Annotated in this window: 21 protein-coding genes and 1 tRNA gene; 4 read left to right on the top strand and 18 right to left on the bottom strand. The window is 37.4% G+C overall.

Annotated features, from left to right (window positions below):
- Positions 1 to 130: 130 nt before the first annotated feature.
- A complete protein-coding gene (locus IGL13_RS03970; RefSeq protein WP_002378147.1) occupies positions 131 to 2,368 on the top strand; it encodes an ATP-binding cassette domain-containing protein in 2,238 nt (745 codons plus the stop codon).
- Positions 2,369 to 2,416: 48 nt separating this feature from the next.
- Here the strand turns inward: IGL13_RS03970 and IGL13_RS03965 are convergent, their stop codons facing one another.
- Complete coding sequence (locus tag IGL13_RS03965; protein WP_002401566.1) at positions 2,417 to 3,472, bottom strand: endonuclease subunit UvrC; 1,056 nt, start codon at positions 3,470 to 3,472, stop codon at positions 2,417 to 2,419.
- A 22-nt stretch (positions 3,473 to 3,494) separates the two neighbouring features.
- On the bottom strand, positions 3,495 to 4,079 hold the full coding sequence (locus tag IGL13_RS03960; RefSeq protein WP_002378145.1) for a hypothetical protein: 585 nt from the start codon (positions 4,077 to 4,079) through the stop codon (positions 3,495 to 3,497).
- A 176-nt stretch (positions 4,080 to 4,255) separates the two neighbouring features.
- On the opposite strand from IGL13_RS03960, the gene IGL13_RS03955 reads away from it, so the two are divergent.
- A complete protein-coding gene (locus IGL13_RS03955; RefSeq protein ID WP_002355929.1) occupies positions 4,256 to 4,990 on the top strand; it encodes an alpha/beta fold hydrolase in 735 nt (244 codons plus the stop codon).
- Positions 4,987 to 7,518 carry a bifunctional lysylphosphatidylglycerol flippase/synthetase MprF gene (gene mprF / locus IGL13_RS03950; RefSeq protein WP_002355928.1) on the top strand — a complete coding sequence of 844 codons (2,532 nt, stop codon included), beginning with the start codon at positions 4,987 to 4,989 and terminating at the stop codon, positions 7,516 to 7,518. Before IGL13_RS03955 ends, mprF begins: the two co-directional genes overlap by 4 nt.
- Positions 7,519 to 7,588: 70 nt before the next feature.
- Here the strand turns inward: mprF and IGL13_RS03945 are convergent, their stop codons facing one another.
- Both IGL13_RS03945 and IGL13_RS03940 read right to left on the bottom strand, forming a co-directional pair.
- Entirely contained in the window at positions 7,589 to 8,401 is an 813-nt protein-coding gene (locus IGL13_RS03945; protein ID WP_002378144.1) for a pyruvate, water dikinase regulatory protein, read from the bottom strand.
- Between the two features lie 12 nt (positions 8,402 to 8,413).
- Positions 8,414 to 9,043 carry a helix-turn-helix transcriptional regulator gene (locus IGL13_RS03940; protein ID WP_002355926.1) on the bottom strand — a complete coding sequence of 210 codons (630 nt, stop codon included), beginning with the start codon at positions 9,041 to 9,043 and terminating at the stop codon, positions 8,414 to 8,416.
- Positions 9,044 to 9,212: 169 nt separating this feature from the next.
- Between IGL13_RS03940 and ppdK the strand changes: the two genes are divergently transcribed.
- Complete coding sequence (gene ppdK, locus IGL13_RS03935) at positions 9,213 to 11,858, top strand: pyruvate, phosphate dikinase (protein ID WP_002363418.1); 2,646 nt, start codon at positions 9,213 to 9,215, stop codon at positions 11,856 to 11,858.
- 113 nt (positions 11,859 to 11,971) lie between these two features.
- Here the strand turns inward: ppdK and IGL13_RS03930 are convergent, their stop codons facing one another.
- The 14 genes from IGL13_RS03930 to IGL13_RS03865 all read right to left on the bottom strand — a co-directional run bounded on the left by IGL13_RS03930 (position 11,972) and on the right by IGL13_RS03865 (position 25,009).
- On the bottom strand, positions 11,972 to 12,304 hold the full coding sequence (locus IGL13_RS03930) for a putative quinol monooxygenase (RefSeq protein WP_002378143.1): 333 nt from the start codon (positions 12,302 to 12,304) through the stop codon (positions 11,972 to 11,974).
- A gap of 205 nt (positions 12,305 to 12,509) precedes the next feature.
- Positions 12,510 to 12,583: transfer RNA gene (locus IGL13_RS03925), tRNA-Arg, on the bottom strand.
- 320 nt (positions 12,584 to 12,903) lie between these two features.
- Positions 12,904 to 14,097, bottom strand: coding sequence for a GNAT family N-acetyltransferase (locus IGL13_RS03920; protein ID WP_002378142.1), 1,194 nt, complete (start codon positions 14,095 to 14,097; stop codon positions 12,904 to 12,906).
- 57 nt (positions 14,098 to 14,154) lie between these two features.
- Positions 14,155 to 15,549 carry a glycoside hydrolase family 1 protein gene (locus IGL13_RS03915; RefSeq protein WP_002378141.1) on the bottom strand — a complete coding sequence of 465 codons (1,395 nt, stop codon included), beginning with the start codon at positions 15,547 to 15,549 and terminating at the stop codon, positions 14,155 to 14,157.
- Positions 15,550 to 15,632: 83 nt separating this feature from the next.
- Complete coding sequence (locus tag IGL13_RS03910; RefSeq protein ID WP_002355920.1) at positions 15,633 to 16,910, bottom strand: PTS sugar transporter subunit IIC; 1,278 nt, start codon at positions 16,908 to 16,910, stop codon at positions 15,633 to 15,635.
- A 65-nt stretch (positions 16,911 to 16,975) separates the two neighbouring features.
- Positions 16,976 to 17,296 carry a PTS lactose/cellobiose transporter subunit IIA gene (locus IGL13_RS03905; protein ID WP_002355919.1) on the bottom strand — a complete coding sequence of 107 codons (321 nt, stop codon included), beginning with the start codon at positions 17,294 to 17,296 and terminating at the stop codon, positions 16,976 to 16,978.
- Positions 17,297 to 17,318: 22 nt separating this feature from the next.
- On the bottom strand, positions 17,319 to 17,645 hold the full coding sequence (locus IGL13_RS03900; RefSeq protein ID WP_002355918.1) for a PTS sugar transporter subunit IIB: 327 nt from the start codon (positions 17,643 to 17,645) through the stop codon (positions 17,319 to 17,321).
- A gap of 275 nt (positions 17,646 to 17,920) precedes the next feature.
- Positions 17,921 to 18,331 carry a DUF3284 domain-containing protein gene (locus tag IGL13_RS03895; RefSeq protein ID WP_002378140.1) on the bottom strand — a complete coding sequence of 137 codons (411 nt, stop codon included), beginning with the start codon at positions 18,329 to 18,331 and terminating at the stop codon, positions 17,921 to 17,923.
- Positions 18,331 to 18,531: a DUF3188 domain-containing protein gene (locus IGL13_RS03890; protein ID WP_002355916.1), complete on the bottom strand. Its 201-nt coding sequence runs from the start codon at positions 18,529 to 18,531 to the stop codon at positions 18,331 to 18,333. Before IGL13_RS03890 ends, IGL13_RS03895 begins: the two co-directional genes overlap by 1 nt.
- 13 nt (positions 18,532 to 18,544) lie before the next feature.
- A complete protein-coding gene (locus tag IGL13_RS03885) occupies positions 18,545 to 18,763 on the bottom strand; it encodes a hypothetical protein (protein ID WP_002378139.1) in 219 nt (72 codons plus the stop codon).
- 43 nt (positions 18,764 to 18,806) lie between these two features.
- Entirely contained in the window at positions 18,807 to 20,270 is a 1,464-nt protein-coding gene (locus tag IGL13_RS03880) for a PTS sugar transporter subunit IIC (RefSeq protein WP_002364646.1), read from the bottom strand.
- Between the two features lie 141 nt (positions 20,271 to 20,411).
- Entirely contained in the window at positions 20,412 to 20,729 is a 318-nt protein-coding gene (locus IGL13_RS03875; RefSeq protein ID WP_002355913.1) for a PTS sugar transporter subunit IIB, read from the bottom strand.
- A gap of 228 nt (positions 20,730 to 20,957) precedes the next feature.
- The gene (locus tag IGL13_RS03870) at positions 20,958 to 23,663 is read right to left on the bottom strand and encodes a sigma 54-interacting transcriptional regulator (RefSeq protein WP_002355912.1); all 2,706 of its coding nucleotides are present in this window, start codon (positions 23,661 to 23,663) and stop codon (positions 20,958 to 20,960) included.
- A 44-nt stretch (positions 23,664 to 23,707) separates the two neighbouring features.
- Positions 23,708 to 25,009, bottom strand: a complete 1,302-nt coding sequence (locus IGL13_RS03865) for a DEAD/DEAH box helicase (RefSeq protein WP_002378138.1) — start codon at positions 25,007 to 25,009, stop codon at positions 23,708 to 23,710.
- Positions 25,010 to 25,028 lie beyond the last annotated feature (19 nt).

Raw genomic sequence — 25,028 nt, 5'->3', positions numbered from 1 at the left:
AAAAATCTGTATTACTTATAGCATAAATGAAAGCGATTAAAAAGTAAAGTTCTCTTGAAAATTCCCATGTTCAACTTTTAGGCTAGGTTCTTTTTATATGCTAAAATAGAATAGAAACGGAGGTTTTTTAATGGAATGGATTGAAATTAAGCACGCAACACAAAATAATTTGAAGAATATCTCTGTCAATATCCCTAAAAAGCAACTAACTGTTGTTACTGGACTTTCGGGTTCAGGAAAGTCCTCCTTAGTATTTGACACATTAGCCGCTGAATCACGTCGTGAACTAAATGATACATTTAGTTCGTTTGTTCAAAATTACTTACCCAAATATGGTCGTCCAGAAGTTGAAAAAATCGAGAATCTTCCTGTTGCAATTGTCATTGACCAGAAAAAAGTAGCAGGTAATTCTCGTTCGACAGTGGGAACGTACACAGATATTTATACGTTTTTACGTTTGCTGTTTTCACGAGCAGGTTCTCCATTTGTTGGTTATTCAGATACTTTTTCGTTTAATCATCCGGATGGAAAATGTCCAACATGCGATGGCTTAGGAAAGATTACCGAAATCAATCTTCATCAGCTAGTTGATTATGACAAATCATTAAACGAAGGGCCTATCGATTTCCCCACATTTACAGTTGGCAACTGGCGGTGGAAGCGTTATGCCCATAGTGGTCTATTTGATTTGGATAAAAAAATCAAGGACTATTCTCCTGAAGAGTTAGCATTATTTTTATATGCTCCACAACAAAAACTAGCTAATCCACCCAAAGAGTGGCCTCATACAGCTTTGTATGAAGGAATCGTCCCGCGCATGCAACGTAGCATATTGCATACAGACGAAGGCAAACGTCATCAAAAATACCTTAATCACTTTGTTACCGTAAAAAGATGTCCTGATTGTTTAGGAAGTAGAGTCAATGAACGTGTTCGTAGCTGCAAAATTAATCAGAAAAGTATTGCTGATGCTGTTGACATGCCACTCACTGAATTACATTCTTTTATTCGTTCAATGGACCTATCCTTAATAAAAACTATTCAAGAAGAGCTACTTGTACGTCTAGAAGCATTAATTAATATCGGTCTCTCCTACCTCACATTAGGACGAGCAACTGAAACACTTTCTGGTGGTGAAGCACAGCGGATTAAAATTGCTAAGTATGTAAACAGCGCCTTAAATGATATTATGTATATTTTAGATGAACCAAGTGCTGGCTTACATCCAAAGGACATCGAACGGATCAGTCGTGCATTGCTCAATTTAAAAAATAAAGGAAACACCGTGGTTCTCGTGGAACATAATCCACAATTAATTAGAGAAGCTGATTTTATCATCGATATCGGACCTTTCGCAGGCGAAAATGGTGGCCATGTCCAGTTTTCAGGAACGTATGACGCATTTTTAGCCTCCAAAACCTTGACTAGTCAAGCGCTTCAAGAGCCGCTCCCTTTAAACGACCAACCAAGAAAAGCAAGGAAGTCTTTATCAATCGAACATGCGACACTGCATAATTTAAACAATCTATCTGTCGAAGTTCCGTTAGGAGTTTTGACTGTTATTTGTGGGGTCGCTGGTTCAGGTAAATCATCATTAGCGGAAGAAATTTATCAAAAAGCCCAGGCTGATAACCAAGAAATTATTCATCTTTCACAAAAAAGCATTACCGCAAATTTACGATCCACACCTATGACCTATCTTAATATTTTTGATAAGGTCCGCAAACTGTTTGCGGAAGAAAATCATGTTAGTCCAGCTTTATTTAGCTATAATTCCAAAGGCGCCTGTCCTACTTGCAAGGGGAAAGGCATAATTGTCTCCGATATGTCTTTTATGGAGGATGTTACTAGTATTTGCGAAACCTGTCACGGAACGCGTTACAAAGAAGAGGTGCTTCATTATCTGTATAACGGAAAAAATATCGTTGAAGTACTAGCTTTAAGCGTTAAAGATGGCTATGATTTTTTCAAAGACCAGCCTTTTGCTCTTTCATTAAAAAATTTACTGGAAGTTGGCTTAAGCTACCTTAAACTCAATCAATCGCTCTCAACATTATCTGGTGGCGAATTGCAAAGGGTAAAATTAGCAGACACACTTCACCAAAAAAAAGCTATCTATTTAATGGATGAACCTACAGATGGTTTACACTTAATTGATATCCAACAAAGTCTTCAACTTTTCAATCGAATGGTAGAAGAAGGAAACAGCTTGATTTTATTAGAACATCACATTGATGTGATTAAAAGTGCCGACTGGTTGATTGAACTAGGTCCCGAAGGTGGAGAAAATGGCGGACAGCTTCTTTTTACAGGAACCCCAGCAAATATGCTAAATTCCACTCATTCTATTACTAAAGGCTATCTGTAAAATAAAAAGTACAAACGGTGCAAGCAACAAGCACCGTTTGTACTTTTTCTATTTTAACCCAACTTCCATCTTCACAGGTTGGTGATCTGTATATTTAAATTGTTCGTCCTTTGTTTTCACGCTATGAACAGCCACATTATCAGAAACAATAAAACCATCAATTACATACACTTGAGATGTTTCATAAGAGCCAGTGTAAGGCTTATTAAGCACCCGCACAGTCGGTTGTTGATCATCATAAGCAAGTGAAAAATGTTTAGGTAAGTCTGCAGGATCAATTTCTCCTGGTGCCCAACCAGCTTCACCTAGGTTAGGATATCGATGACTGCCTTTGAAAACTTGATTAAAGTCACCTCCAGCAATTACATAGTTTCCTTTAGCGTATTCTTGGGATAATACGTCAGCTAACTTTTTGCTTTGAGCAATCTTCCCATCCCCATTGTCATAGGCTTCCAAATGTAAGTTAAAAACCACTAATTCTTTGTCTGTGCCTTTAATTGAAAAGCGCGTTTCTAGAAGCGCTCGTTTTAAGTTACTAATGCTAACGGGCCAACGAAAGGGATTGGGTAAAGCAATGCGTTTAGCCTCTGTTATTTTTTCATTTGATAATGTTAATAAACCACTTTCTACTCGTCCAATCGGCGGCCAAGGAATGGGCACATAATCTACCTTAAAATTATAAGCAAATGCGCTGTTCAGCTGTAGCTGTTTTTGTAATTCTTCCTCTTGATTGACTTCATAAGAACGTTGCGAGCGACGATCGACTTCTTGGAATAAGTAAATCATCGCTGGTAATTCTTTTAAGGTTCCTTCAATGCCTGTTAAATTCTGTTGGACCATTGCCTTATTAACTGGTTGGACAGTTTTGCCACCGTCCATAAAAAAATCTTCTGTTTGTCCTAGGCCGGCATAGCCTATGTTATACGTGACTAAAGAAATTGATTGCTGTTTTTCGATGGTTTGCTCTGAAAATTGTTTATTTATAGCAACTGGTTCAACCGCTCGTGGTCGAAACTCTCGGAAGGTTAAATATCCTATCAAAATTAAAGCTATGCTTAAAAGAAGGACCATCAAGCTACCGAGATATTTAAAAAACTTTTTCATTGATTCCGATGTTCCTTTCACATTATGTCAAACCAAAAGTAGTAATTATCTTCGTTGCTACTTCTTCTGGTGTCATGTTCGAATTATTTATTTTCGTTATTTTTACATTTGGAAATGTACTTTCTAGTTCACCTTCGTGGCTTACTAATCGATGTTCTTTAAAGGTATTGAGTAATTCTTTTCGAGAAAAGTCGACATCGCGTTTTGAAGGTTTTGCCTCTAGCCGCTCTGGATGAACATTCCGTTCTAGGCGGATTTCTGTTGAAGAGACGAGTTCGACGAAATAAACGGACTCATGTTTATTAAGAAAAATTTCTGATATTTCTTCTAAAAATTGAAAATCCTGTTCTTGATCAAAAGCAATCACCACTGTAAAAATAATATTTTTTGTTGTATTTGTGGCTGGATTTTCGACAAAGGCCTGAAAAAGTCCCTTTCTAACGGAATCAGACAATTGAAATGCACGTTCCGTATACCCAAGATAGTTTGCAAATAAGTCAATGGTTTGATGATTAAATAGTAATTTAGCATCTAACTGCTTTTCTAAAGCCTTGCCAACGGTCATTTTCCCGACAGCTTGGGCACCAATTAAAACGATTAAAGACATCAACTTTCCCTCCTCTAGTCTAATTTTTAGGTGGCTATCTTCTACTATATCACACTATATTACAACACCTTACAAAACTGTTCGGAAAATTTTCTGTTTTTTATTACAAAAAAAAGACAAAAGACTCTATAATGAGAGAGGACTCGATTGATTATAGATGAGATAGGTGACGGAGAATGGCAATAGAAAAATATTTTCAAACAATAGATGGCAGTCAAATTTTTTATCAAATTTTTGGCAAAGAAACAAATTACCCCCTTGTGTTACTTCATGGTAATGGCAATGATCATACTTTTTTTAATTATCAAATTTCTTATTTCTCCAAGGAGTATCAAGTTATTGCGGTGGATACCCGCGGACATGGACGTTCCACCAATACACAAAGTCAATTAACTTTTCCGCTTTTGGCAGAAGATTTAGCTGGTATTATTCAACAAGAACACTTAACAAAAATTAATTTATTGGGCTTTAGTGACGGAGCAAATATTGCCATGGTTTTTACCCATTTATATCCTGATTTCGTCAACAAACTCGTCTTAAATTCTGGAAATGTCACCATGTCTGGTCTGAAAAAATATGTAACGATTGCCACTTATTTTCAATATTGGTTTTGTCGTATTGGCGCTTTTTTTTCAAAAAAATTGCGCACACGGCTCCCTATCGTGGCTCTGTTATTTGAAGATACTGGACTGACAAAACAAGATTTAGAACACATCCCCTGTCCTACTCTTGTTATTACTGGCAGTCGAGATTTAATTGCGCTTTCCCATTCACGGGCGATTGCTGATGCCATTCCTGATGGTAAATTGGTCTTGGTAAATAAACAGGGTCATTTATTTGCCAAAAACTCACCAGATATTTTTAATAAAACAATCGAAAAATTCTTAAAGGAAATGAAGGTGTCTAAATGAAACAAATTATTCATTGGATCAAAACGCATACAGGATTACTAAAAACACTGTTTGTTATTGCGGTCTCAATTATTGTTGTTGCCCAACTTTTATCAATTGGTAAAACGATCTCATTTGAACAGTTAAAACAGATTTTTGATGAGATTCCGCTATGGAAATTGTTATTGATGATGGTTATCGGTTTAGTTTCCGTTACTCCGATGCTAAATTATGACTTAACATTAAATCGCATTTTAAACTTGAAAGTCTCAAAACGGGAACTCCTTGAATCTAGCTGGATTGTCAATACCATCAATAATATTGGTGGATTCGGTGGTTTGGTCAGCATGGGACTTCGTTCTGAATTTTATGGAAATAAAACAGAGGAAAAGAAAATTTTACCTGCGTTAACCCATATTTTACTTTTTGTGTTATCCGGTCTATCTATTTATAGTATTCTTTGCTTTTTCCTTGTTCAGTTTGATCCAAAGATGGCTTATTTACAGCAATATTGGATTTGGTTATTAGGTGGCGGTCTTTATTTCCCGTTACTTTATCTTATTTTACATTTCCAAAAAAATAGTTCCTTTGGTAACCTCGATGCAAAAAATCGCTTATCTTTAGTTGTTTCTTCGTTTTTAGAATGGACAGGTGTTTTAATTACCTTTATCAGTATTGGTTACTTATTAGATGTACCGATTCCTTTAATTGATATTGTTCCTTTATATGTAGCAGCTTCGATTATTGGGATTGCTTCGATGATTCCAGGGGCTTTAGGTAGTTTTGATGTCATGATGATTTTAGGACTAAGCAACTTAGGTGTTGATCGTGAAATTATTGTTTTGTGGTTATTGCTCTATCGTTTATTCTATTATATTATTCCTTTCTTAATTGGCTGTTTGTTCTTTACAAAACACTTAAGCCAAAAGTTGGATACTCATTATCGTCAATTGCTAAAACAAATTACTTTGGAAATTGCCCACAAGCTGGAAGTGGTTTTACTTTATTTTTCAGGAATTATGATGGTGCTCCTAGCCACTATTCCAGAAGCCTTCACTCAAGTGCATTGGTTAAGAGATATTAACCCCTTCCGTTCTCATATTATTATTCAAATTCCGAGTATTGTCTTAGGCTTTGCATTATTAATTATGGGACGTGGGATTGCTGATCGTGTTAAAAGAGCCTATTATCCAACGATTATTTTATTAATTGGTGCTATCTTGTATTCATTTGTTGTTGACTTTAGTATGTTTTCCATTTTCTATTTAGCTATTTTATTATTTATCGTTATTTTTTCAAAATCAGAATTGTACCGTGAACAACTGGTTTACTCTTGGGAGTGGATGACGATTGATGGCTTTATCTTTGGCTTGTTGACTTTGTTATACCTGGTAATTGGTGTTTATAATTTACCGAACTTCCCACACCATCGTCATCATTTTGTGGAATTTTTCTTGTTCCCTTCCGAACGGATCTGGTTGTCAGGATTTATCGCTATCCTCTTAGTTATGAGTTTTAACTTTCTATTTGTTCGCTACCTCCAAGGGAAAAAACACCAAGTGGGTGAGTTTCCAGAAGATAGTATCTTGCATAATATCTTAACAACTTATGGCGGGAATATTGACAGTGAACTTGTCTTTCTTCATGATAAACAGGTTTTCTTATATCCCAAAGAAGAACCGACTGTCTTTTTACAATTCAACACCATTAATAATAAATGCGTTGTGATGGGCAACCCTTCTGGGAACAAAGAAGATTTTCCTGCGGCGATTGATGCATTCCTTAAAGAAACAGATCGTTTCGGCTATGTACCCGTCTTTTACGAAACCAATGAGGACAGCGTGATGTTACTACACGAATATGGCTACGAATTTATCAAAATGGGCGAAGAAGCCTTAGTTAATCTAGAAACATTTACGATGTCTGGGAAAAAATTCAAAGGTACCCGCGCAGTGTTTAATAAAATTACCAAAGCCGGCTATTCATTTGACGTACTCCAACCTCCTTTTAGTACCGAACAAATGCACGAATTAAAAGCTATTTCGGATAGTTGGTTAGACAATCGAAAAGAAAAAGGCTTTTCACTAGGATTTTTCGATGAAGCGTATCTTCAAAGAAACCCAATTGCTGTTGTCCGAAATGCTGAAGGAGAAATGGTCTCTTTCGCTAATATTATTCCTAGTTACACAAATGAAGTTGGTACCATCGACTTGATGCGTCACCATAAAGAAAAAGCCCCTTCTGGAAGTATGGATTTCCTATTTATTCATTTATTTGAATATATGAAAACAGAAAATATTCATTATTTCAATTTAGGGATGGCTCCGTTAGCCAACGTTGGTCAATCAAGAAAAAGTTTTATTCAAGAACGGATTGCTGCGTTAATTTATGAATTTGGTTCAGAAATTTACTCCTTCCAAGGATTACGCGAATACAAGGAAAAATTTGCTAGCAAATGGCAACCCCGCTATACACTTTATTCTAAAAGTAGCTGGATTGTCTACGTGATGATTGCTTTACTCATTGTCGATCAAAAAAATATTGACTAACAAAAAGAATCCCAATTAAGTATAAAAAGCTTGGCAACTTCACTGAAATTTAGTGAGGTTGCCAAGCTTTTTAATTTCTTTCATCTAGTTTTTCTTTAATTAAAAAGGCTGTTTCTTCGACAGATTTTGCGGTTACATCAATCACTGGGATACCATACTTCGCAAAAATTTCTTCGGCATAAGCTAATTCTTGTTCAATCCGTTCAACATTGGTATAACTGGTCTCATTACCTAAACCTAAGGAAGCCAACCGACTGCTACGAATCTGTCCTAATGCTTCTGGCGAACAAACTAAACCAATCATTTTTTGTGGATCCATTTCTTCCAAAATTGGCGGCAATGGAACTTCTGGAATTAATGGTAAGTTAGAAACGCGGTAGCCTTGATTCGCTAAATACATACTGACTGGCGTCTTTGAGGTCCGCGAAACGCCTAACAACAATATATCAGAATCAAGAAACCCTTGAGGATTTTTGCCATCATCATATTTTACAGCAAATTCAATCGCTGAGATTTTATCAAAATAGGCACGATCTAGCTGGTGGCGTCGTCCAGGCTCTTCAATAGGATCTACTCCGGCTTTCGCTTGAATTAATTCAAAAAATGGCGCCATTAAATCTAAATATAACAACCCTGTTCGTTCACTAAATTCTTTCGCCGCTGTGATTAGTTGTTTACTGACTAATGTACTGACAACTAAGGCTTTATCTTTTAAGGCATCTTTTAAAATCTCCAATAATTCTTCTTCTGTTGTGACAAAAGAAAAATTGTATCGATTAAGAAAAGAAATATCTGGATATTGTGCGCTTGCTGCAGCTAACAATTTTTGTGATGTTTCTCCAAGTGAATCGGAAATAGTATAAACAATGATCTCTTTTTTCATAATTAAGCTCCCTTATCTATTTTGTGCGGCTTCTTTCGCTTGTTGCGTAATATAGGTTAAAATTTTCGTTTTCGTAATTTTTCCAATAACTTTTTTAGGATTTTCTTTTTCAACGACTGGCAAAGAATCCACTTCGTATTTTTGCAAAGTGTCAGCAGCTTCAAGAATAGTAAATTCTGGTGTGCAGGTTTTCACATGTGGCACTCTTGTCATACAAACAGCAACAGGTGTGCCATCAATATTTGTATTTAAAGAGGCCCGTAATAAATCTTTTCGTGACAAAACCCCTAATAATTCTTTTGCTTCATCCATGACATAAAGAGAACCGACATCATACATAAACAAGTTGGTAATCGCATCTCGAATTGAGGTGTCTTGGGCAACCATCAATGGTGGACTCATGATCTCCTGAACTTTTGTTTGAAAAACATCAAAAAAGAAAAAAGCCTCCATATTATCACTTTCGTAAGTATAACCAACTTTCGGACTTGCTTTTAAAATTCCTGAAAGTGTTAAAAAAGACAAATCAGAACGCAATGTCGCACGTGAAACGGCTAGTATGTCCGAAATGCGTTCACCACTAACTGGCTGATGCTCTTTTACAACAGCGATAATTTGCTCTTGTCGTTTACTTAATTTCATCATTTCCTCCTCAATTCCTCTTAAACAAATTGTGCATTCGCTTACAATTATACACATATTTATTGTTTTTTCAACATATTGACAAGAAACTTTTTCTATTGACAAACTTATTTCCGTCCATTATGATGTTTATTGAACATATAAGACACATATTAAACGGAGGTCACGCATGAAAAAGTTTATTTATTCTTTTAACGAAACACACAATGAAGGTAAAGAGACTCTTGGTGGTAAAGGGGCGAACTTGGCAGAAATGACACGCTTAGGTTTGCCGATTCCGCAAGGATTCACGATTACAACCCGTTGCTGTATGGACTATTTGGCAGATGCTACTTTCTTTGAAGAACACTTACAATCAGAAATTTTGAAAGCGGTTAAAAATCTAGAAACTGAAACAGGCAAATCTTTTACCGCGGACAATGAGATTCTCTTAGTTTCCGTTCGCAGCGGTGCTGCCTTCTCGATGCCTGGTATGATGGATACTATTTTAAATTTAGGTTTAAATGATCAACGTGTGAAAAAATTTGCGACCTTAACCTCTCCTGGTTTTGCTTTTGACTGTTATCGCCGACTTATTCAAATGTTTGGAGACGTCGTCTATCACATTCCCAAAGAATTATTTGACCAACAAAAAGAGCGCTTGGAACAAGAGCTAAACAAAAAAATTACCGCTTTTCAAGAAGCAGATCATTTCGCCTTGATTGTCCGCTACCAAGAAGTTTTTGAACAACATCAGGTGGTCTTCCCGCAAGACCCTGTCGCACAACTTTTTGAAGCAATCAAAGCTGTTTTTGATTCATGGAATAATCAACGTGCGGTGGTTTATCGGAACTTACATCATATTGCACATGATTTAGGTACAGCTGTCAACATTCAAGAAATGGTTTTCGGCAATCGTGGACTAGACAGTGGCACTGGCGTTGTTTTCACTAGAAATCCGGTCACAGGGGAAAATCAACTGTTTGGAGAGTTTCTTTTGAACGCGCAAGGAGAAGATGTAGTGGCTGGTATTCGGACGCCAGAACCCATTCGTCGTTTACGTTTAACTATGCCAAAAGTTTATCAAGATTTTCGCCATTACGCAGAACTTTTAGAATATCATTATCGTGACATGCAAGATATTGAATTTACCATTGAAAATGAAAAATTATATATTTTACAAACAAGAAACGGGAAACGAACCGCCGCAGCTACGGTTAAAATTGCTTTAGACTTAGCCAAAGAAAATCGCATTACTAAACAAGAAGCACTGTTGCGTGTGACACCTGATACGATTGATCAATTAATTCATCCCGTGTTTGATCAAGAGAAACGACAACACATGGAACGTTTAGCTATGGGACTTCCTGCTAGTCCTGGTGCAGCAAGTGGCCAAATTGTTTTTACAGCAGAAAAAGCCAAAGAACTGACCAATCTAGGAAAGAAAGTCATTCTTGTTCGTCAAGAAACTTCACCAGAAGATATTGAAGGCATGGTTGTAAGCGAAGCAATTGTGACCAGTCGTGGCGGAATGACTTCTCATGCCGCTGTGGTCGCACGAGGAATGGGAACTTGCTGTGTGACTGGTTGTGAAAGTTTAACCGTCAATGAAGAAACCAAACAACTACACTGCGGGCCACAGGTCATCTTAGAAGGAACAATCATTTCCGTCGATGGCTCAACGGGGGAAATTTATCTTGGCGAAATTCCTACAATTTCTGCTGATAATAACGATGACCTTCAAGAGCTCTTGTCTTGGGCAGATGCATATGCTGATTTAACTGTTCGTGCCAATGCAGAAACTACACAAGATTTAGAGACTGCTATCCGTTTTGGCGCAGCGGGGATTGGTTTAGCGCGAACAGAGCATATGTTTTTCGGTGAAGAGCGTGTCTTGGAAATGCGTCGCCTGATTTTAGCAGAGTCTGAAAAGGAAGCAACCTATGCGTTGGAGCAACTTCTTCATTTTCAACAGGAAGACTTTTATCAAATGCTGAAAGTAGTTCAAGACAAGCCCATGGTGGTCCGCTTGTTAGATCCGCCGATGCATGAGTTTTTGCCTCATGAAAAGAATGATATTCAATTATTGGCGAAGCAACTACAACGGTTCCCAGTGACCATCGCCAAACAAATTGAACGGTTACAAGAAACCAATCCAATGTTGGGCCATCGTGGTTGTCGCTTAGGTGTGACCCAACCACAAATATACAAAATGCAAGTTACAGCCTTATTTACTAGTGCCATTCGATTAGTCAAAGAAGGAATTACTGTTTATCCAGAAGTGATGATTCCTCTAATCGCCGAAAAAGAAGAACTTCTCTATCTCAAACGCATTTTAAAAGAAACGATTGACGGTCTCTTTGAAGAACATAAAATGACTCCTTTCCCTTACGAAATCGGGACAATGATTGAACTACCTAGAGCTTGTCTGATTGCGGATCAGTTAGCAGAAGAAGCAGACTTTTTCAGCTTTGGAACAAATGATTTAACACAAATGACCTATGGTTTTTCTCGTGATGATATCGGTAAATTCATTAATACGTATCGGGAAAAGAAAATCATTACCCAAGATCCGTTTCAATCACTAGATCAAACAGGTGTTGGTCAACTGATTCAATTAGCTGTAGAGAAAGCGCGTCGTACTAAACCAAACATGAGTATTGGCGTATGTGGAGAAGTCGGTGGTGATCCGCAATCCATCACGTTTTTCCAAACACTTGGCCTAAACTACATCTCTTGCTCACCTTATCGGGTACCTATTGCGAAACTCGCAGCTGCCCAAGCCAAAATTTTAACCGAACCGGCTGTGACTGAAGAGCAAATGGTCCTTCTTTAATTTAACGTGTGTAACAAATGATTCATCCTTACAAGATAAAAAGTGCTAGGAACATCAGTCGAAACGGCTGATATTCCTAGCACTAAATTTTAAGATCAATGATTGCACTCTAGTTATTTTCTTATAAACGCGGCATCTTTTGTCAAGGGGTCTGTTACATCTGATACATATCTTTCTACTTTCATATGCAAATCATATTTTTCTCTAAGTTCCATAATACGGGTCATCATTGGAGAAGCGTGGTGTTTGTCTAATGCTTCCTGATCTGTCCAACTATCAATCAGCAGAACTGTTTCTTCATCGTCCATTGGAAAAAAGTATTCATAGCGACTATTCCCTTTTTCTGCACGAATTGCCTCTACAATTCCGCTGGCAATCATTTCTTTGGCAAATTCTCTTGCACCTCCATTTGTCCCACTATAATAAATATTTATAGTAATCGCCATCTGTCTTCCCCCCCTAAATTTACTTGCCTTTTTACGTTCCCAACTAAGGTTATTCAGCATTTTACTGTGTTTTTCTGTGTTCGAAATCACTATAATATAGCAATTCTGTTTTGTAAAGAAAAATAGAATTCTAAAATTTTTGGCACATTTTTGGCACAAATAAAACAAAACACCTATCAAATAAACATTTGGAAGGTGTTTTTTACGTTCCCGACTGGAATTGAACCAGCGACCTACCGCTTAGGAGGCGGTTGCTCTATCCTACTGAGCTACGAGAACAATCTGTTTTAATTTTAGAAGTCTTCACTACATCTGTCAATAGACAAAAAGAAAGTATCCCGCATAAACAATTATGCGAGATACTTTCTTTCAGTGAAACACGTCGTTCTTTTATCTATTATTTTTTTTGCCGCCGATCAAGAATCATTTTTCCTAAATAATAAAGTCCTGTCGCAATAGCTATATATTGCCCAATTTTATTATTGCGTGCAACTTTTTCTTGTTTCGTTTTCGCCATTGTCCCCATCACCTTTCTAAAATAATTCTTTTTACATTTTTATTATAGTAGGTTCTGTCATTTTTTGCGAATAAACACACTTTTAAAAATAATCTTCTAAAATTGGCATGCCTTTGACTAAACGTTGGCCTAAACGTTGAACTGTCGTTGCATCTCCTTGCAAGCGTTCATAAAAAGATAACGTTTCTGCTGAACGATAGCCCAAGAATAGTTGCGTCCACGTTTGGATATCTGCTTTCAAAGCAGCAGTCCCTTCTTTTTCCACAGCACCTTTAGTCACTGTTGCTTTTCCTTGTTCGTCAATTGTGATTGTCCAAATGCCTTCATTCCATGGCCCATAGGAATCTTCAATCTCTAAAGAATACGTTTCTTTTTCTCCTGATTGAAATGGATACTTTTCCAGAAATGTTTGTAACTCAACGATTCGTGCCATCATGTAAGGTAAAATTTTTACAGAAGCTGCTGGCGTTGGCATTAAATCATTTAAATCTTTTCCAGCAAAACCATTAATCCAATGGAACGATTGAACGGAACCACTATGTGAGCCAATAAACCCAGCTAAAGCTTTAAAAGCTGTATTAGTTAAATAGTTCCATTCTACGATTTCAAAGGTGCCAGCAGCTATCCGATAAATCACATAGCCTTCCGCTTTCCCTTCTGACGAATAATAAATCGCTTGATTATTTGGTTTACTTGCACGATTCAGCGTATAATCCAGCCACCAAGTTTCACGGATCACACCACCAGAGTGCGCTCTTTGATTTTCAAGGTATACGTCTTTAATGACCTCTTTACCGTCAGCCCAAGAAACTCGTTTAATGGTACCCGGAACTCGTTTAACACGTGGCCAATCTTCCGTTTTAATTGTATACTCTGCTTGTTCAAATGTTTGTTCATAGCCATATTGACGATAAAATGGATATGAAAACGGTGCTAAGTAAGAAAGGGCAACCTTTTGTTTCGCTAAATCAGCCAACATTTCTTTCATAATAGCAGAGATGCCGCCTTCACCACGATATTCTGGATAAGAAGCCACATAGCCAATTCCAGCCATGGGATAGCGGACACCATGGAAATTCACTTGAAAAGGTGTCGCCATCACTTGACTTGTTAATTGCTCATCAATTAGGAAGCCATAGCTTTGCGTATGTGACAACAATTTTTCAAAACGTTCTTGGCGTTCCGCCGTGGGTTCCTGATTAAAAGCATAGATAACAAGATCAAACATCTCTTTCATTTCTTCTTTGCCCATTTTTTTGACTCTTTTAGTTGTCATTTTCTTTCCTCCTCGCACATTGTATCAATTCATTTTATCACAGAAACGATTCTCTTTCTAAAAGCCGTTATTTGCTGTCATTTCTTTGAACCAACGACCGCTTTTCTTAATGGTCCGTTTCGCATCATCATCTAAATCCACAGCGATGAAGCCATAACGATTTTTATAGGCATTGAGCCAAGACCAGTTATCCATACACGTCCACATATGATATCCTTGAACATTACTACCTTCTTGAATCGCTTGGTGCACCCATTTCAAGTGATCTTGCACGAATTCAATCCGATAATCATCTTCAATGATTCCTTGTTCATTGACAAAGCGTTCTTCTCCTTCTACGCCCATGCCATTTTCTGAAATGTAGCAGCGAATGTTGCCATAATTTTCTTTTAAATTCATTAATGTATCATAAATACCTTTTTCGTAGATTTCCCAGCCACGGTAAGGATTCATTTTTTTGCCAGGCATATCGTAGACATCATAAAAATCTTCTGGAAGTAAGCCTTCTGGTCGTGTTTCAACAGGTGTTTCTTTTGCTTTGGCACGACGTGGTTGATAGTAGTTTACTCCTAATAAGTCCACAGTATTTTCAGCAATTATTGCTAAATCTTCTGGCGTTGTTTCTGGCAACAAGTCATTTGCTTTCGCCCAAGCAACCATATCTTCTGGAAAATGACCTTTAACAGCCGGGTCTAAAAACGAACGGTTAAAGAAACCATCGACAAATTTAGCCGCATTTACATCGGCTTCGTTGTGCTCATCACGAGGATAAGTCGGCGTTAAGTTTAAAATAATGCCAATTTCACCTGATAAGTTCATAGAATGATAGACGGCAATCGCTTTGGCACTAGCTAAAGCTTCATGATAGAGTACTTGAATCCCTTCTTTTAGATTCACTTTATCAGGATAATGCCAGCCATAGAGATAACCACCTTCAACTGGTACAATTGGTTCATTGTGCGTAAACCATTTTTTCACGCGATCGCCAAACAATTCAAAACAGGTTTTGGCAAAGTCAACATACAAATCAACCACTTCACGGCTTTCCCAACCGCCTTTTTCTTGAAGTACCATCGGCATATCAAAATGATACAAGTTCATAAAGGGCTCAATCCCGTGTTCTAATAAATCATCAATCACTTGATTATAAAAATCAACTGCTGTTTGATTGACTTTTCCTGTTGTAGGATCTGGAATTAAACGGCTCCATTGAATGGATGTTCGAAAAGAGTTATGTCCCGTTTCTTTCATTAACTGAATATCTTCTTGGTATTTTTTATAAAATTGTGAGGTCTTATCTGGACCGACTTGTTGAAAGAATTTTTCTGGCGCTTCTTGATACCAAAAATCCCAAATGTTTTGACCTTTACCATCACCTTCAAAAACGCCTTCTGTTTGAGGACCGCTGGCTGCAGAACCCCACCAAAAATTTTCTGGAAATTGATATTTCATGTTATTTGCTCCTTTACGATTTAATCATTAAAAAAAGGATTGAACCCTCCGTAAGAGTCCGGACGATTCAATCCTTCGATTTTTTACTCAGCTGCTTCTGCGGCTGCTTCTTGTTTCAAGTATTGATCTGTTGCTACTTTTACGAAAGGCATGTAGATCAAAATAGAAATCAATAAGTTAACAGCTGCTAAAACTCCGCCGGCGATACTCTTCGTTGCTAAAAATCCGCCAATAATTGGTGGTGTTACCCAAGGTGGCATAAAGGTTGCAGCTGGTACTAAACCAGTTGCTGTCGCCACATACGCAACAGTTACAAGAACCATTGGGACTAAAATGAATGGGATAAACATGATTGGGTTTAAAACAATTGGTAAACCGAACATGACTGGTTCATTAATATTAAATAGTCCTGGTGCTAAACTTAAGTTTGTAATGACTTTGTATGGTTTGTTACGACGACCAACGATAAAGATAGCAATTAACAGACCTAATGTTGCCCCTGTTCCACCTAAGTTTACAAATGAATCAAAGAAAGGTTTGTTTACAATATAAGGAATTGCTTTACCTGCTTCTAAAGCTTTAATGTTCGCATCAATCGCTGGTACGTTGATTGTTTGCATTAATGGGTCAACCATGTTGGCACCATGTAAACCAAAGAACCATAAGAATGGTGTAATGAAAGCTAACAATAATGCTGATGGGTAGCTGTTTGCAAGTCCCATAAATGGTTGTTGAACTGCTTCATAGAATGAAATAACGATATTGTCAATTCCTAAAGCAAATAGAATTGATGTAATTAAACTAAATAAACTGATTGTAATCATTGCTGGTAATAATGCCGCAAATGATTTTGCTACTGCTGGTGGTACACCATCAGGCATTTTGATAACTAATTTAGGATTGCCAGATAAACGTTGGAATAGTTCTCCTGAAATAAGTGCAATAATCAAAGCAATAAATAATCCAGTTGCGCCCATGCCTTCTAAGCCGCCAACTGCGAAGAATGAAGCTACAGAAACTGTACCGGCTGCAATGCCGTCTTTTCCATAAGATTTAACTAAATTGTGTGCTACTAAAAAGGCTACTAAAACGGCAAAGATTGCGAATGTACCGTTCCAAATGTTACCACCAAAGCTTTTCCAAATTGGTGCATCGTTATACATCATTGGGAAAATTTTGTTTAAAAAGTCCTCATATCCTGGAATTGGAATATTATTAATTAATACCGCCAAAGCCCCTAAAATCATTAATGGCATCGTTACGACAAACGCGTCACGAATTGCTACCAAGTGCCGTTGCGCTGCGATAACTGACGCTTTCGGCATAAAGTGTTTCTCCATCCATTGAACAAATCCGTCCATTGTTATTCCTCCTAATTAACGCTTTCTCAAGCGCGTTTTTCTTATAAGACGCATTGACAACGAGATTACTCGTTATCAATACGGCGATAAAGATCGATAATTTCTTTTGCTAAATCTGTAAATGCAATCGCAGTCATTAAATGATCTTGACTGTGCACTGTTAACAATGTTACTTGCATGTTATTGCCTTTTGCTTCTTCTGTTAACATTCCTGTTTGCGAATGATGTGCATGTACAAGTGATTCTTCTGCATCTGCAATTTTTTTGTCTGCTAATTCAAAATCCCCCGATTTTGCTGCGGCAATCGCTTCCATTGCATCGCTTTTAGCATTTCCGCCATACATGATTAAACCCATGATTGCTTCTAAGTTCTGTTGTCCGTCCATTACCTCTACCCCATTTTCTGCTCTAGTTTGATGATCCCATTAATGAAATTGCTTGATCTAAAACTTTTTCGCCATTCATCATGCCATAGTCCGCCATGTTAATGACATCTAAAGGAATCCCTTTTGGTTGTAATTTTTGTTCAAATTGCCCTTTCATGAAACGAACTTGTGGACCTAAAAGTAAAACATTCACCTCTTTATTTTCCAAGTTTGTATCTGCTTCAGAAGCCGATACTGCAAAGATGTCTGCTTCCATGCCACGATCTTCTGCTGCTTTTTGCATTTTTGTTACTAATAAACTTGTGCTCATTCCTGCGGAACAAACTAACATAATTGTTTTTTTTGCCATTTTCCTTCATCTCCTAAATTCTCTTTGTTTTGCTTTACACCTTTATATAAGCAAGAAGCGTGCCAAGTTTTAACACATTGAAAACCTTGATATGACAACATTTTCCAACATAGAAAGCGTGTACACACTAAAAATAAAACGATTACACACAGCTTTTTTGTGTGCGTTTCCAAAATAATAGGGCAACAAAAGAAAGTGAGCGATAAGTCGAAACGACTCATCGCTCACTTTCTAAAGCTGAAGAGAATCAACTGGACAAAAGCCACTTTTTCCCTTTAAGCAGTTTCCATCATTTTAAGCATTTTATAAAACTGTTTCTTTTTAAAATAACTTAAAAAGATACCTAATACTGCATCATTCAGTTTTTGTAACGCCCCATAAGAAACCATTGTTTCTGTATAACGCAGTTCACAGCTTTTTTCATCAATTGGCTGGAGCTCATACCGCACCGAGAAATCATTTTTAGTTGTGGATGTTCGAAATTGATAGGTCTTATTTTCTATAGCTTCTTCAATAACTATTTTCGCGCGACTATTTTTACTATATTCTTTGATGTATTCAAACTTACGCAACTGCTTTCTTGTAAGAGTTTTGCCTGTTTGCTTACGGATATCAAAAATAACAGAATTCATTAATTGCGTGTAAAATTCATCTGCTGAAATAGTTAATGTTTTCGTAATTTCCATTACCGTTTCACCTCATCCTTTGTCGCCTCTTCTTCAGCAACTTTTTTTCCTTTAAAAAACAGGTAACCACCAAGTCCAATGAAAAAAATCCCCGTTGTCAGACTTAATAAATCATAGTTTAAGGAGCTGGGATTCAACGAATACAAAACAATCAAGAAGCCAATACTACATAAAAATAATCCATTTCTAATCATTTTCATCCATCCTATCTTTTTAGACTACCGTTGCTTGGAAGTATAAAACGCTACCCCAAGGTTGTTCCTTAATCAGCTGTTTTGCAACTTGTGCAGCAGTTTCAGGGTCTCCTTCAACTTCAAAAAATAACTTAATACCATTTTTTTCTTTAAAAGTAAATGTTTCATTTTCCCCTTGATATGCCTCTAATAAAGTAATAATTTCCTCTTGCTTCATTGCACTTGCAATCGAAATCATGCCGCTCGCTCCTTTCTATACAAGTAATTGCTGTTTTTATTGCTTATTGCTCACTTTCGCCTAATGCAGGATCCATTTTGTTAGCAGCGATAACAAACGGTGTCCAAATCAAGAAAGTGACTACCATACATACCAATGCTACGATTGGTGCGCGCCAGTCGGCACCTGTCGCTAAGAAAGATAATAGCAACGGCGGTGTCACCCATGCGACTTGTTGAGAAACTGGGGCGACTAGCCCAAGATACGTTGCAACCCAGCCAATTGTAGTAGCAACTAATGGCGCAATTACAAATGGAATAAACATAATTGGATTCAGAACAACTGGTAAACCAAACATAATCGGTTCATTGATATTAAAGATCCCAGGTCCTAATGATAATTTACCAACTGTTAAATAATCTGCTCGTTTGGAGAATAACAAGATTGCAATAATTAGGACAATTGTACCGCCTGAACCACCAAACCAAGCAAAAGCATCAAACGAACCACGGACCCACATGTAGGCTTTACCGTCGTCAATAGCGGCTAAAACCGCAGCTGTTCCTGTTTTTCCTTCATAACCTTTTTGGAAAATATCAATATTGATTAATTGTGCTTGTCCCCAAATTCCTTCAAGAACTGGTGCCAAAACGTTTGGCCCATGAATACCAAAGAACCAGAAAATTTGAACAAAAACCGTTACGATTAACACAGCGCCTAGTCCTTGTGATAACCCAAGGAACGGTTCCGCGATATATTTTTGAATTAAGTCAATTAATAATTGACCGCCTGAAAGTTTTGACACCGTAAAGTTAATAATTGCTACGACATACAATGCGATTGTTGCTGGTAAAATTGCCGCAAACGCTTTTGAAACTGCTGGCGGAACAGAATCAGGCATTTTTATTGTTAAATCCGCTTGCATTAATTTACAAAAAATAATGGTTGATAAAGCGCCCATAATCATCACCGTAAAGAAAGCGTTACCATTTAAATGGTTGAGATTTAACCAACCCCATGGATTGACAGTCAATTGATTATTAGCAATTGACGCACCAATTTCTGCCCCATTAATTGCGTTGGCAATCTTTTCTGGCACTTTCACAGCTAATTCAGCTGTGTTATTTGGTGCAAAAGCAACACCTGAAATTAAGGTAGCTAAACTGACAATCCCACCAGCTAGCTCATTCACATTGTATGCTTTCGCTAAGTTATAGCCCCAAGAAAAAGCGAAAATCAAACCAGCGATAGCCAATGTACCATTCCAAACAAAACCATTAATCCCAATGATGACATTCAATACTGCAAAAATACCTTTGTCTGCTTCCAAACTTGCCGCATAAGTTGAGACAAACTCTTGGGGAAGATCTCGAATAATTGCGTTAATCATTACGGCGACTGATCCAGCCATTGTCGCAGGTAATGTACCAATAAAAGCATCCCTTAGTGCCACCAGATGTTTCTGTGCACCAATTTTTGCGGCAGTTGGTAAGATATATTTTTCCATCCATGCCATTAATCCGTTCATTTTTATTCCTCCTGTATCCATTTATATTTATTAAAAAGGCAGCAGCCTCATTAAACGAATGAATCGAGCGTACAAAATAAAACCTTTGGTAACATGCACTATCCTTATTTGCTATTCACTTTTCCTAAACGTTTTAATTCCTTATCCCATTAATGAGATTGCTTGATCTAAAACTTTTTCGCCATTCATCATGCCATAATCTGCCATGTTAATTACATCTAAAGGAATCCCTTTTGGTTGTAATTTTTGTTCAAATTGCCCTTTCATGAAACGAACTTGTGGACCTAAAAGTAAAACATTCACCTCTTTATTTTCCAAGTTTGTATCTGCTTCAGAAGCCGATACTGCAAAGATGTCTGCTTCCATGCCACGATCTTCTGCTGCTTTTTGCATTTTTGTTACTAATAAACTTGTGCTCATTCCTGCGGAACAAACTAACATAATTGTTTTTTTTGCCATTTTTTCTTCATCTCCTTAAAAGTTATGACGTTATACACTTTATTTATAGCAATAATTGTGCCAAGTTTTTTCCTCATTAAAATACTGATATAACAGCTTTTGTCATCGAAAAAAGCGTGCACACACTAAAAGAAAACGCTTACACACATGAAATTGTGTGTAACTTACAAAAAGAAAACATCAAGAAAAAAGAGAGCGTTTTCTCATTTCTTGATGTTTTTTTATTTATTATTGTTTACTTTTAATTTCATTTTCTAAAAACATTTGGGTAACATGCGCAACTTCCGCTTCTGGAATCGTCACACGATACGCCCGTTCAATTAACATAAAATTCGTGCGTACGACATCGATTTCTAAACGATGTGTTTTAACATATTCCGCTAAGTTTGGAAAAGTTCTTGCTTCTTCTCCTTTAATTAAAGCATCTACCAGAAAAGCCAAATGAATCATGATTCCGGCATCCACCCCTGGTTCAACAATAATATGCATGTCTGTTTGTATTTGATGAACTGTTTTTTGTAACATGAGAATTAATTTTTGTAAGGAGTCCACAGAAGTAATGACGCCACTTAGTGAATGAACAATTGTATCAATCGCCACTTCATCACTAGCAATCCGTTTCAGTACATTTAATTTTTCATCATCAAAAATATCATAGACGGAAAAGAAAGGAATATTTTGATATTCAACATCCACAGTTCCCGCAATGGCCTTAATTTCATATTCTTCCATCAAGTTGTCGATATGTTTTTTAAATGTTTCTCGTTCAATAAATTGCATTTGAATCAGTTCCACTTTTGTTTCATCAATAACTGGTAAGATTCGTTGGTATAGTTTTGCGGCAACCCCTTCTCCAGTAAAGCACGTCACGATTACTGCTTTTTTTACGTTTTGACGTTTTTGCAGACTAGAACGAAATTGTTCTCTCACAACGCTTTCAAAAGAAAGTTGAATATTTTGGTAAATGTCCTCTAAACTTCGTCCCACGCTTGCCATTCGAATAGCTTCTAAGACAATCATTGTGCTCGTCATTGTAATCGCCTTTGTTCGGATACCTGTTTCTTCAAACAACATATTTCCAAACGAATTTAATGAACCCATATCCGTCAGTAATAAAATCCCATTATTTAACGATTCTTTTTGCGTAATTACTTGGTTTCGTAATTGTTCATACATTGTTTGAACTTCCATCGTTAACGGCATATTCATCGCTGTTCCGATTGACGTTCCTAAAAGTTCTTGGGCGGTTTTCAACATACTTGAGGCAGTAGAATCCCCATGCATTAAGACGAACACACCAACATTATTTTCTGGAGTTCTTTCTTCTTTACCGACATTAATAGATAAAAACATACTAATAAAGCCAATTTCATCGAAAGGAATCTCTATGTTGTTCTCTTCTTCAATAATAGAAGATAAATCTAAGGCTACTTGAAATTCTTTTTTCATATTTTTACGGACATTATTTAAATCAGGATGGACAATCACGTGACCTTCTTTGACACGTTCAATCGTACTTTGTAAATGAAGCGCAAAGGCAAAGCGCGCAGTTTCGTTGTACGTGTGTTCCAAACGCTCTTCTGCGATATCATAAAGACGATTCGTTAAGTCCCAAATAGCTTCTGGTAATAACTCCTTATGTAAAGAATGTTGGGTTAATTCTTCGACATAATTTTTAAAATACGCATTCATATCTTTGGAAATCAATTCTTCTAAATCAACATTTTCTAAGTCAGCTTCGGACAAGTCAGCGACTTTTTCTTCGATTTCATTGTAAACTTGCATGTCTCTAGCTGGATCTTGTGACCAAACAATTTTGTTGGTGCCTGGCTGGAAAGATAAATAATTACTTTTACTATCGACAAATTGATCCAAGCGCTCAGGTACTTCTTTAATTTTTAATAATCCTTTTTGGACAGGTAACGACAAATCCCGTTTACGGATAACCAAATGTTCTAAATTGTGCGTCCGATAATAAAGGAATGACTTAGCACAAACTAATTTTAAGTCCCGCTTCACCTGACCAATATTTCCTTCTGCATCGTATAACATGAACGCCAAAACTGCTTCGCGTTCGATATCAATTTGTTGGCCCAAACGTGTTGCCTCTTGCTGAATAAATAACGAAATGATGGCATAACGCTCATCTAGCGTCCGTGCATCTAAAGATGGTAATGTAATCGACATCGGAATCCGCCGATTAAAAGTGGTTAAAAAGTTTTCTGAGGATTCCGTTGTCGCACCAATAATTTGAACAGAGGCTTCATAGGTTTGACCACTTTCTCCTAATGGACGGTACACGCCTTTATCAATAAACGTAAAGAGCATTTCTTGACCTTCTGGCGGTAAACGATGAATTTCATCTAAAAAGAGAATCCCGCCATCTGCTTTTGCCATTAAGCCTGGACTATCTTCATTCGCACCAGTATAGGCGCCTTTTTTTACGCCAAAGATATGACCAAATAATAATTGTGGGTTTTGTGCATAATCAGCACAATTAAAAGAGACAAAAGGGGCATCTTCATCTAAGGTTTTTGAATCAATGGCAAAACGGTACATACATTCAGCAAAAAGAGATTTCCCTGTTCCTGTTTTCCCAAAAATAATCGTATGCAAACCTCTTGGTGGATATAAAATAGCCGCCTTAGCCTGCTGAATACTCACTTTTAAAGAATCATTGGCACCTACTAATGTGTCAAAACTAACAGAGGTGGACTCATCTACATGGACTTGTTCTCCTTCATTGATTGTTGGCACTGAATAGATAACAGGACGTCCAGTACTTCTAGTAATTTTCTTTTCTTTGAATAATTCATTTAAATAACGGCTGGCATTACTGCGATCAATCATTAACTGTTCTGCTACCGCTCCTGCCGTTAAGCCAGTTTCATTTTTTTGAAGTAACGCTAAGATTTCTTCCTTCCGAGATTTCATGGAATCCTCCTCGATACAACGTTCTGCTTGAAGCTCGTAAAGCGTTATTTCTTCGCTTTACGAGCTCCTTTGTTTTTCGTGTTTTTCTTTTTGTTTTTCTTCTTTTTGCGTGTTTCTTGTGGTTCTTTGACAACAGAATTTACTGTTTCTGGTTTTCTTTCTTTCGTACTCTTTTTTTCTGAATACGTATCTTTGACTACGTTCTTTTTTTCTAGTTCATCTTTGGCTTTTGGCTGTTCATGAAGTGCACCATCATATAAAAAGATTTCCTGATAAGGAATGGCCAATTGTTTCATCAAACGTTGATAATCCCTTTTGGTGCCATCGTTGATAAACGTAATCACTGCCCCTTGTGCACCCATCCGGCCAACGCGACCAGAACGATGAATATAGCTCTCTTCGGTTAAAGGAACATCTACGTTTACGACGTAAGGGACCCCAGTGAAATCTAAGCCCCGTGCCGCAATATCCGTGGTTAATAACAACTTCACTCGTTCTGCTTTAAATTGATCGATCGCCAATTTACGCAACTGTTTACTTTGATCTGAAGCCAGACCAATAGCCGGAACATTCTCATAAACTAATTTTTCTTCTGCTGCACCTAAATCAGCAACTTGATTGAAAAAGACCATGCTTCTGAATGCTTCTGTATGGGCCAAACGACGTAAGTAATCAGCTTTTTTTCTTGGTGCTAACCGAATAAAGTAGTGGGCGACTTGGCCTGCTGAAGTATCTTCTTCCGTCACATCAATCACCTGTAATTTTTGGCTTAAAGATTGCGCTTGATTCACGACACGATCAGCAGTCGCTGAATAAAAAACAAGTTGGTATTCGGTTGGTGTGTGTGTCAAAATTTGCTTGGTTAAACTTAGCTCTTCCTCTTGGAAAAGTTGATCAACTTCATCCATTACAATTGTTTTTACCAACTGAGCTTTGACTTTTTTATTCTTCATTAACTCTAAAATCCGACCTGGTGTTCCGATTAACACTTCAGGACGTTTTTTTAACTTGTCAATCTGGCGTGAAACATTTGCCCCGCCGATTAACGTTTGAACCGTTAATTGAAGTGGCTTAGCCCAAGTCCGAGCAACTTCAGCAATTTGCATAGCTAATTCTTGAGACGGAGCAATAATCAACAATTGATTTCCCTGTCCTTTTTCAACAGTTAATAGTAAAGGCAGCATGTAAGCAAGTGTTTTTCCAGTTCCTGTCGGCGAAATTCCTAAAACATTTTCTCCTTCGCGAAGGGGCGTAAAACTTTTTTCTTGAATTGTTGATGGTTCGTTAAAGCCAGAAGCTTGCCACTGTTCTTGCCAAGCCTCTGGAAGTTGTTCTAAAAATCTCATATTGTTCCTTTCCTATCGC

Source organism: Enterococcus sp. DIV1937, assembly GCF_050535975.1.
GTDB classification, from domain to species: Bacteria; Bacillota; Bacilli; order Lactobacillales; family Enterococcaceae; genus Enterococcus; species Enterococcus faecalis.
The sequence above is the reverse complement of the archived record's forward strand: the minus strand, read 5'-3'. Positions and strand labels throughout refer to the sequence as shown.

Bases quoted from the DNA above. Each gene is read 5' to 3' on its own strand.
- IGL13_RS03970 (WP_002378147.1), top strand. From the start codon at position 131: ATGGAATGGATTGAAATTAAGCACGCAACACAAAATAATTTGAAGAAT.
- IGL13_RS03965 (WP_002401566.1), bottom strand. From the start codon at position 3,472: ATGAAAAAGTTTTTTAAATATCTCGGTAGCTTGATGGTCCTTCTTTTA.
- IGL13_RS03960 (WP_002378145.1), bottom strand. From the start codon at position 4,079: ATGTCTTTAATCGTTTTAATTGGTGCCCAAGCTGTCGGGAAAATGACC.
- IGL13_RS03955 (WP_002355929.1), top strand. From the start codon at position 4,256: ATGGCAATAGAAAAATATTTTCAAACAATAGATGGCAGTCAAATTTTT.
- mprF (WP_002355928.1), top strand. From the start codon at position 4,987: ATGAAACAAATTATTCATTGGATCAAAACGCATACAGGATTACTAAAA.
- IGL13_RS03945 (WP_002378144.1), bottom strand. From the start codon at position 8,401: ATGAAAAAAGAGATCATTGTTTATACTATTTCCGATTCACTTGGAGAA.
- IGL13_RS03940 (WP_002355926.1), bottom strand. From the start codon at position 9,043: ATGAAATTAAGTAAACGACAAGAGCAAATTATCGCTGTTGTAAAAGAG.
- ppdK (WP_002363418.1), top strand. From the start codon at position 9,213: ATGAAAAAGTTTATTTATTCTTTTAACGAAACACACAATGAAGGTAAA.
- IGL13_RS03930 (WP_002378143.1), bottom strand. From the start codon at position 12,304: ATGGCGATTACTATAAATATTTATTATAGTGGGACAAATGGAGGTGCA.
- IGL13_RS03920 (WP_002378142.1), bottom strand. From the start codon at position 14,097: ATGACAACTAAAAGAGTCAAAAAAATGGGCAAAGAAGAAATGAAAGAG.
- IGL13_RS03915 (WP_002378141.1), bottom strand. From the start codon at position 15,549: ATGAAATATCAATTTCCAGAAAATTTTTGGTGGGGTTCTGCAGCCAGC.
- IGL13_RS03910 (WP_002355920.1), bottom strand. From the start codon at position 16,910: ATGGACGGATTTGTTCAATGGATGGAGAAACACTTTATGCCGAAAGCG.
- IGL13_RS03905 (WP_002355919.1), bottom strand. From the start codon at position 17,296: ATGGACGGACAACAGAACTTAGAAGCAATCATGGGTTTAATCATGTAT.
- IGL13_RS03900 (WP_002355918.1), bottom strand. From the start codon at position 17,645: ATGGCAAAAAAAACAATTATGTTAGTTTGTTCCGCAGGAATGAGCACA.
- IGL13_RS03895 (WP_002378140.1), bottom strand. From the start codon at position 18,331: ATGGAAATTACGAAAACATTAACTATTTCAGCAGATGAATTTTACACG.
- IGL13_RS03890 (WP_002355916.1), bottom strand. From the start codon at position 18,531: ATGAAAATGATTAGAAATGGATTATTTTTATGTAGTATTGGCTTCTTG.
- IGL13_RS03885 (WP_002378139.1), bottom strand. From the start codon at position 18,763: ATGATTTCGATTGCAAGTGCAATGAAGCAAGAGGAAATTATTACTTTA.
- IGL13_RS03880 (WP_002364646.1), bottom strand. From the start codon at position 20,270: ATGAACGGATTAATGGCATGGATGGAAAAATATATCTTACCAACTGCC.
- IGL13_RS03875 (WP_002355913.1), bottom strand. From the start codon at position 20,729: ATGGCAAAAAAAACAATTATGTTAGTTTGTTCCGCAGGAATGAGCACA.
- IGL13_RS03870 (WP_002355912.1), bottom strand. From the start codon at position 23,663: ATGAAATCTCGGAAGGAAGAAATCTTAGCGTTACTTCAAAAAAATGAA.
- IGL13_RS03865 (WP_002378138.1), bottom strand. From the start codon at position 25,009: ATGAGATTTTTAGAACAACTTCCAGAGGCTTGGCAAGAACAGTGGCAA.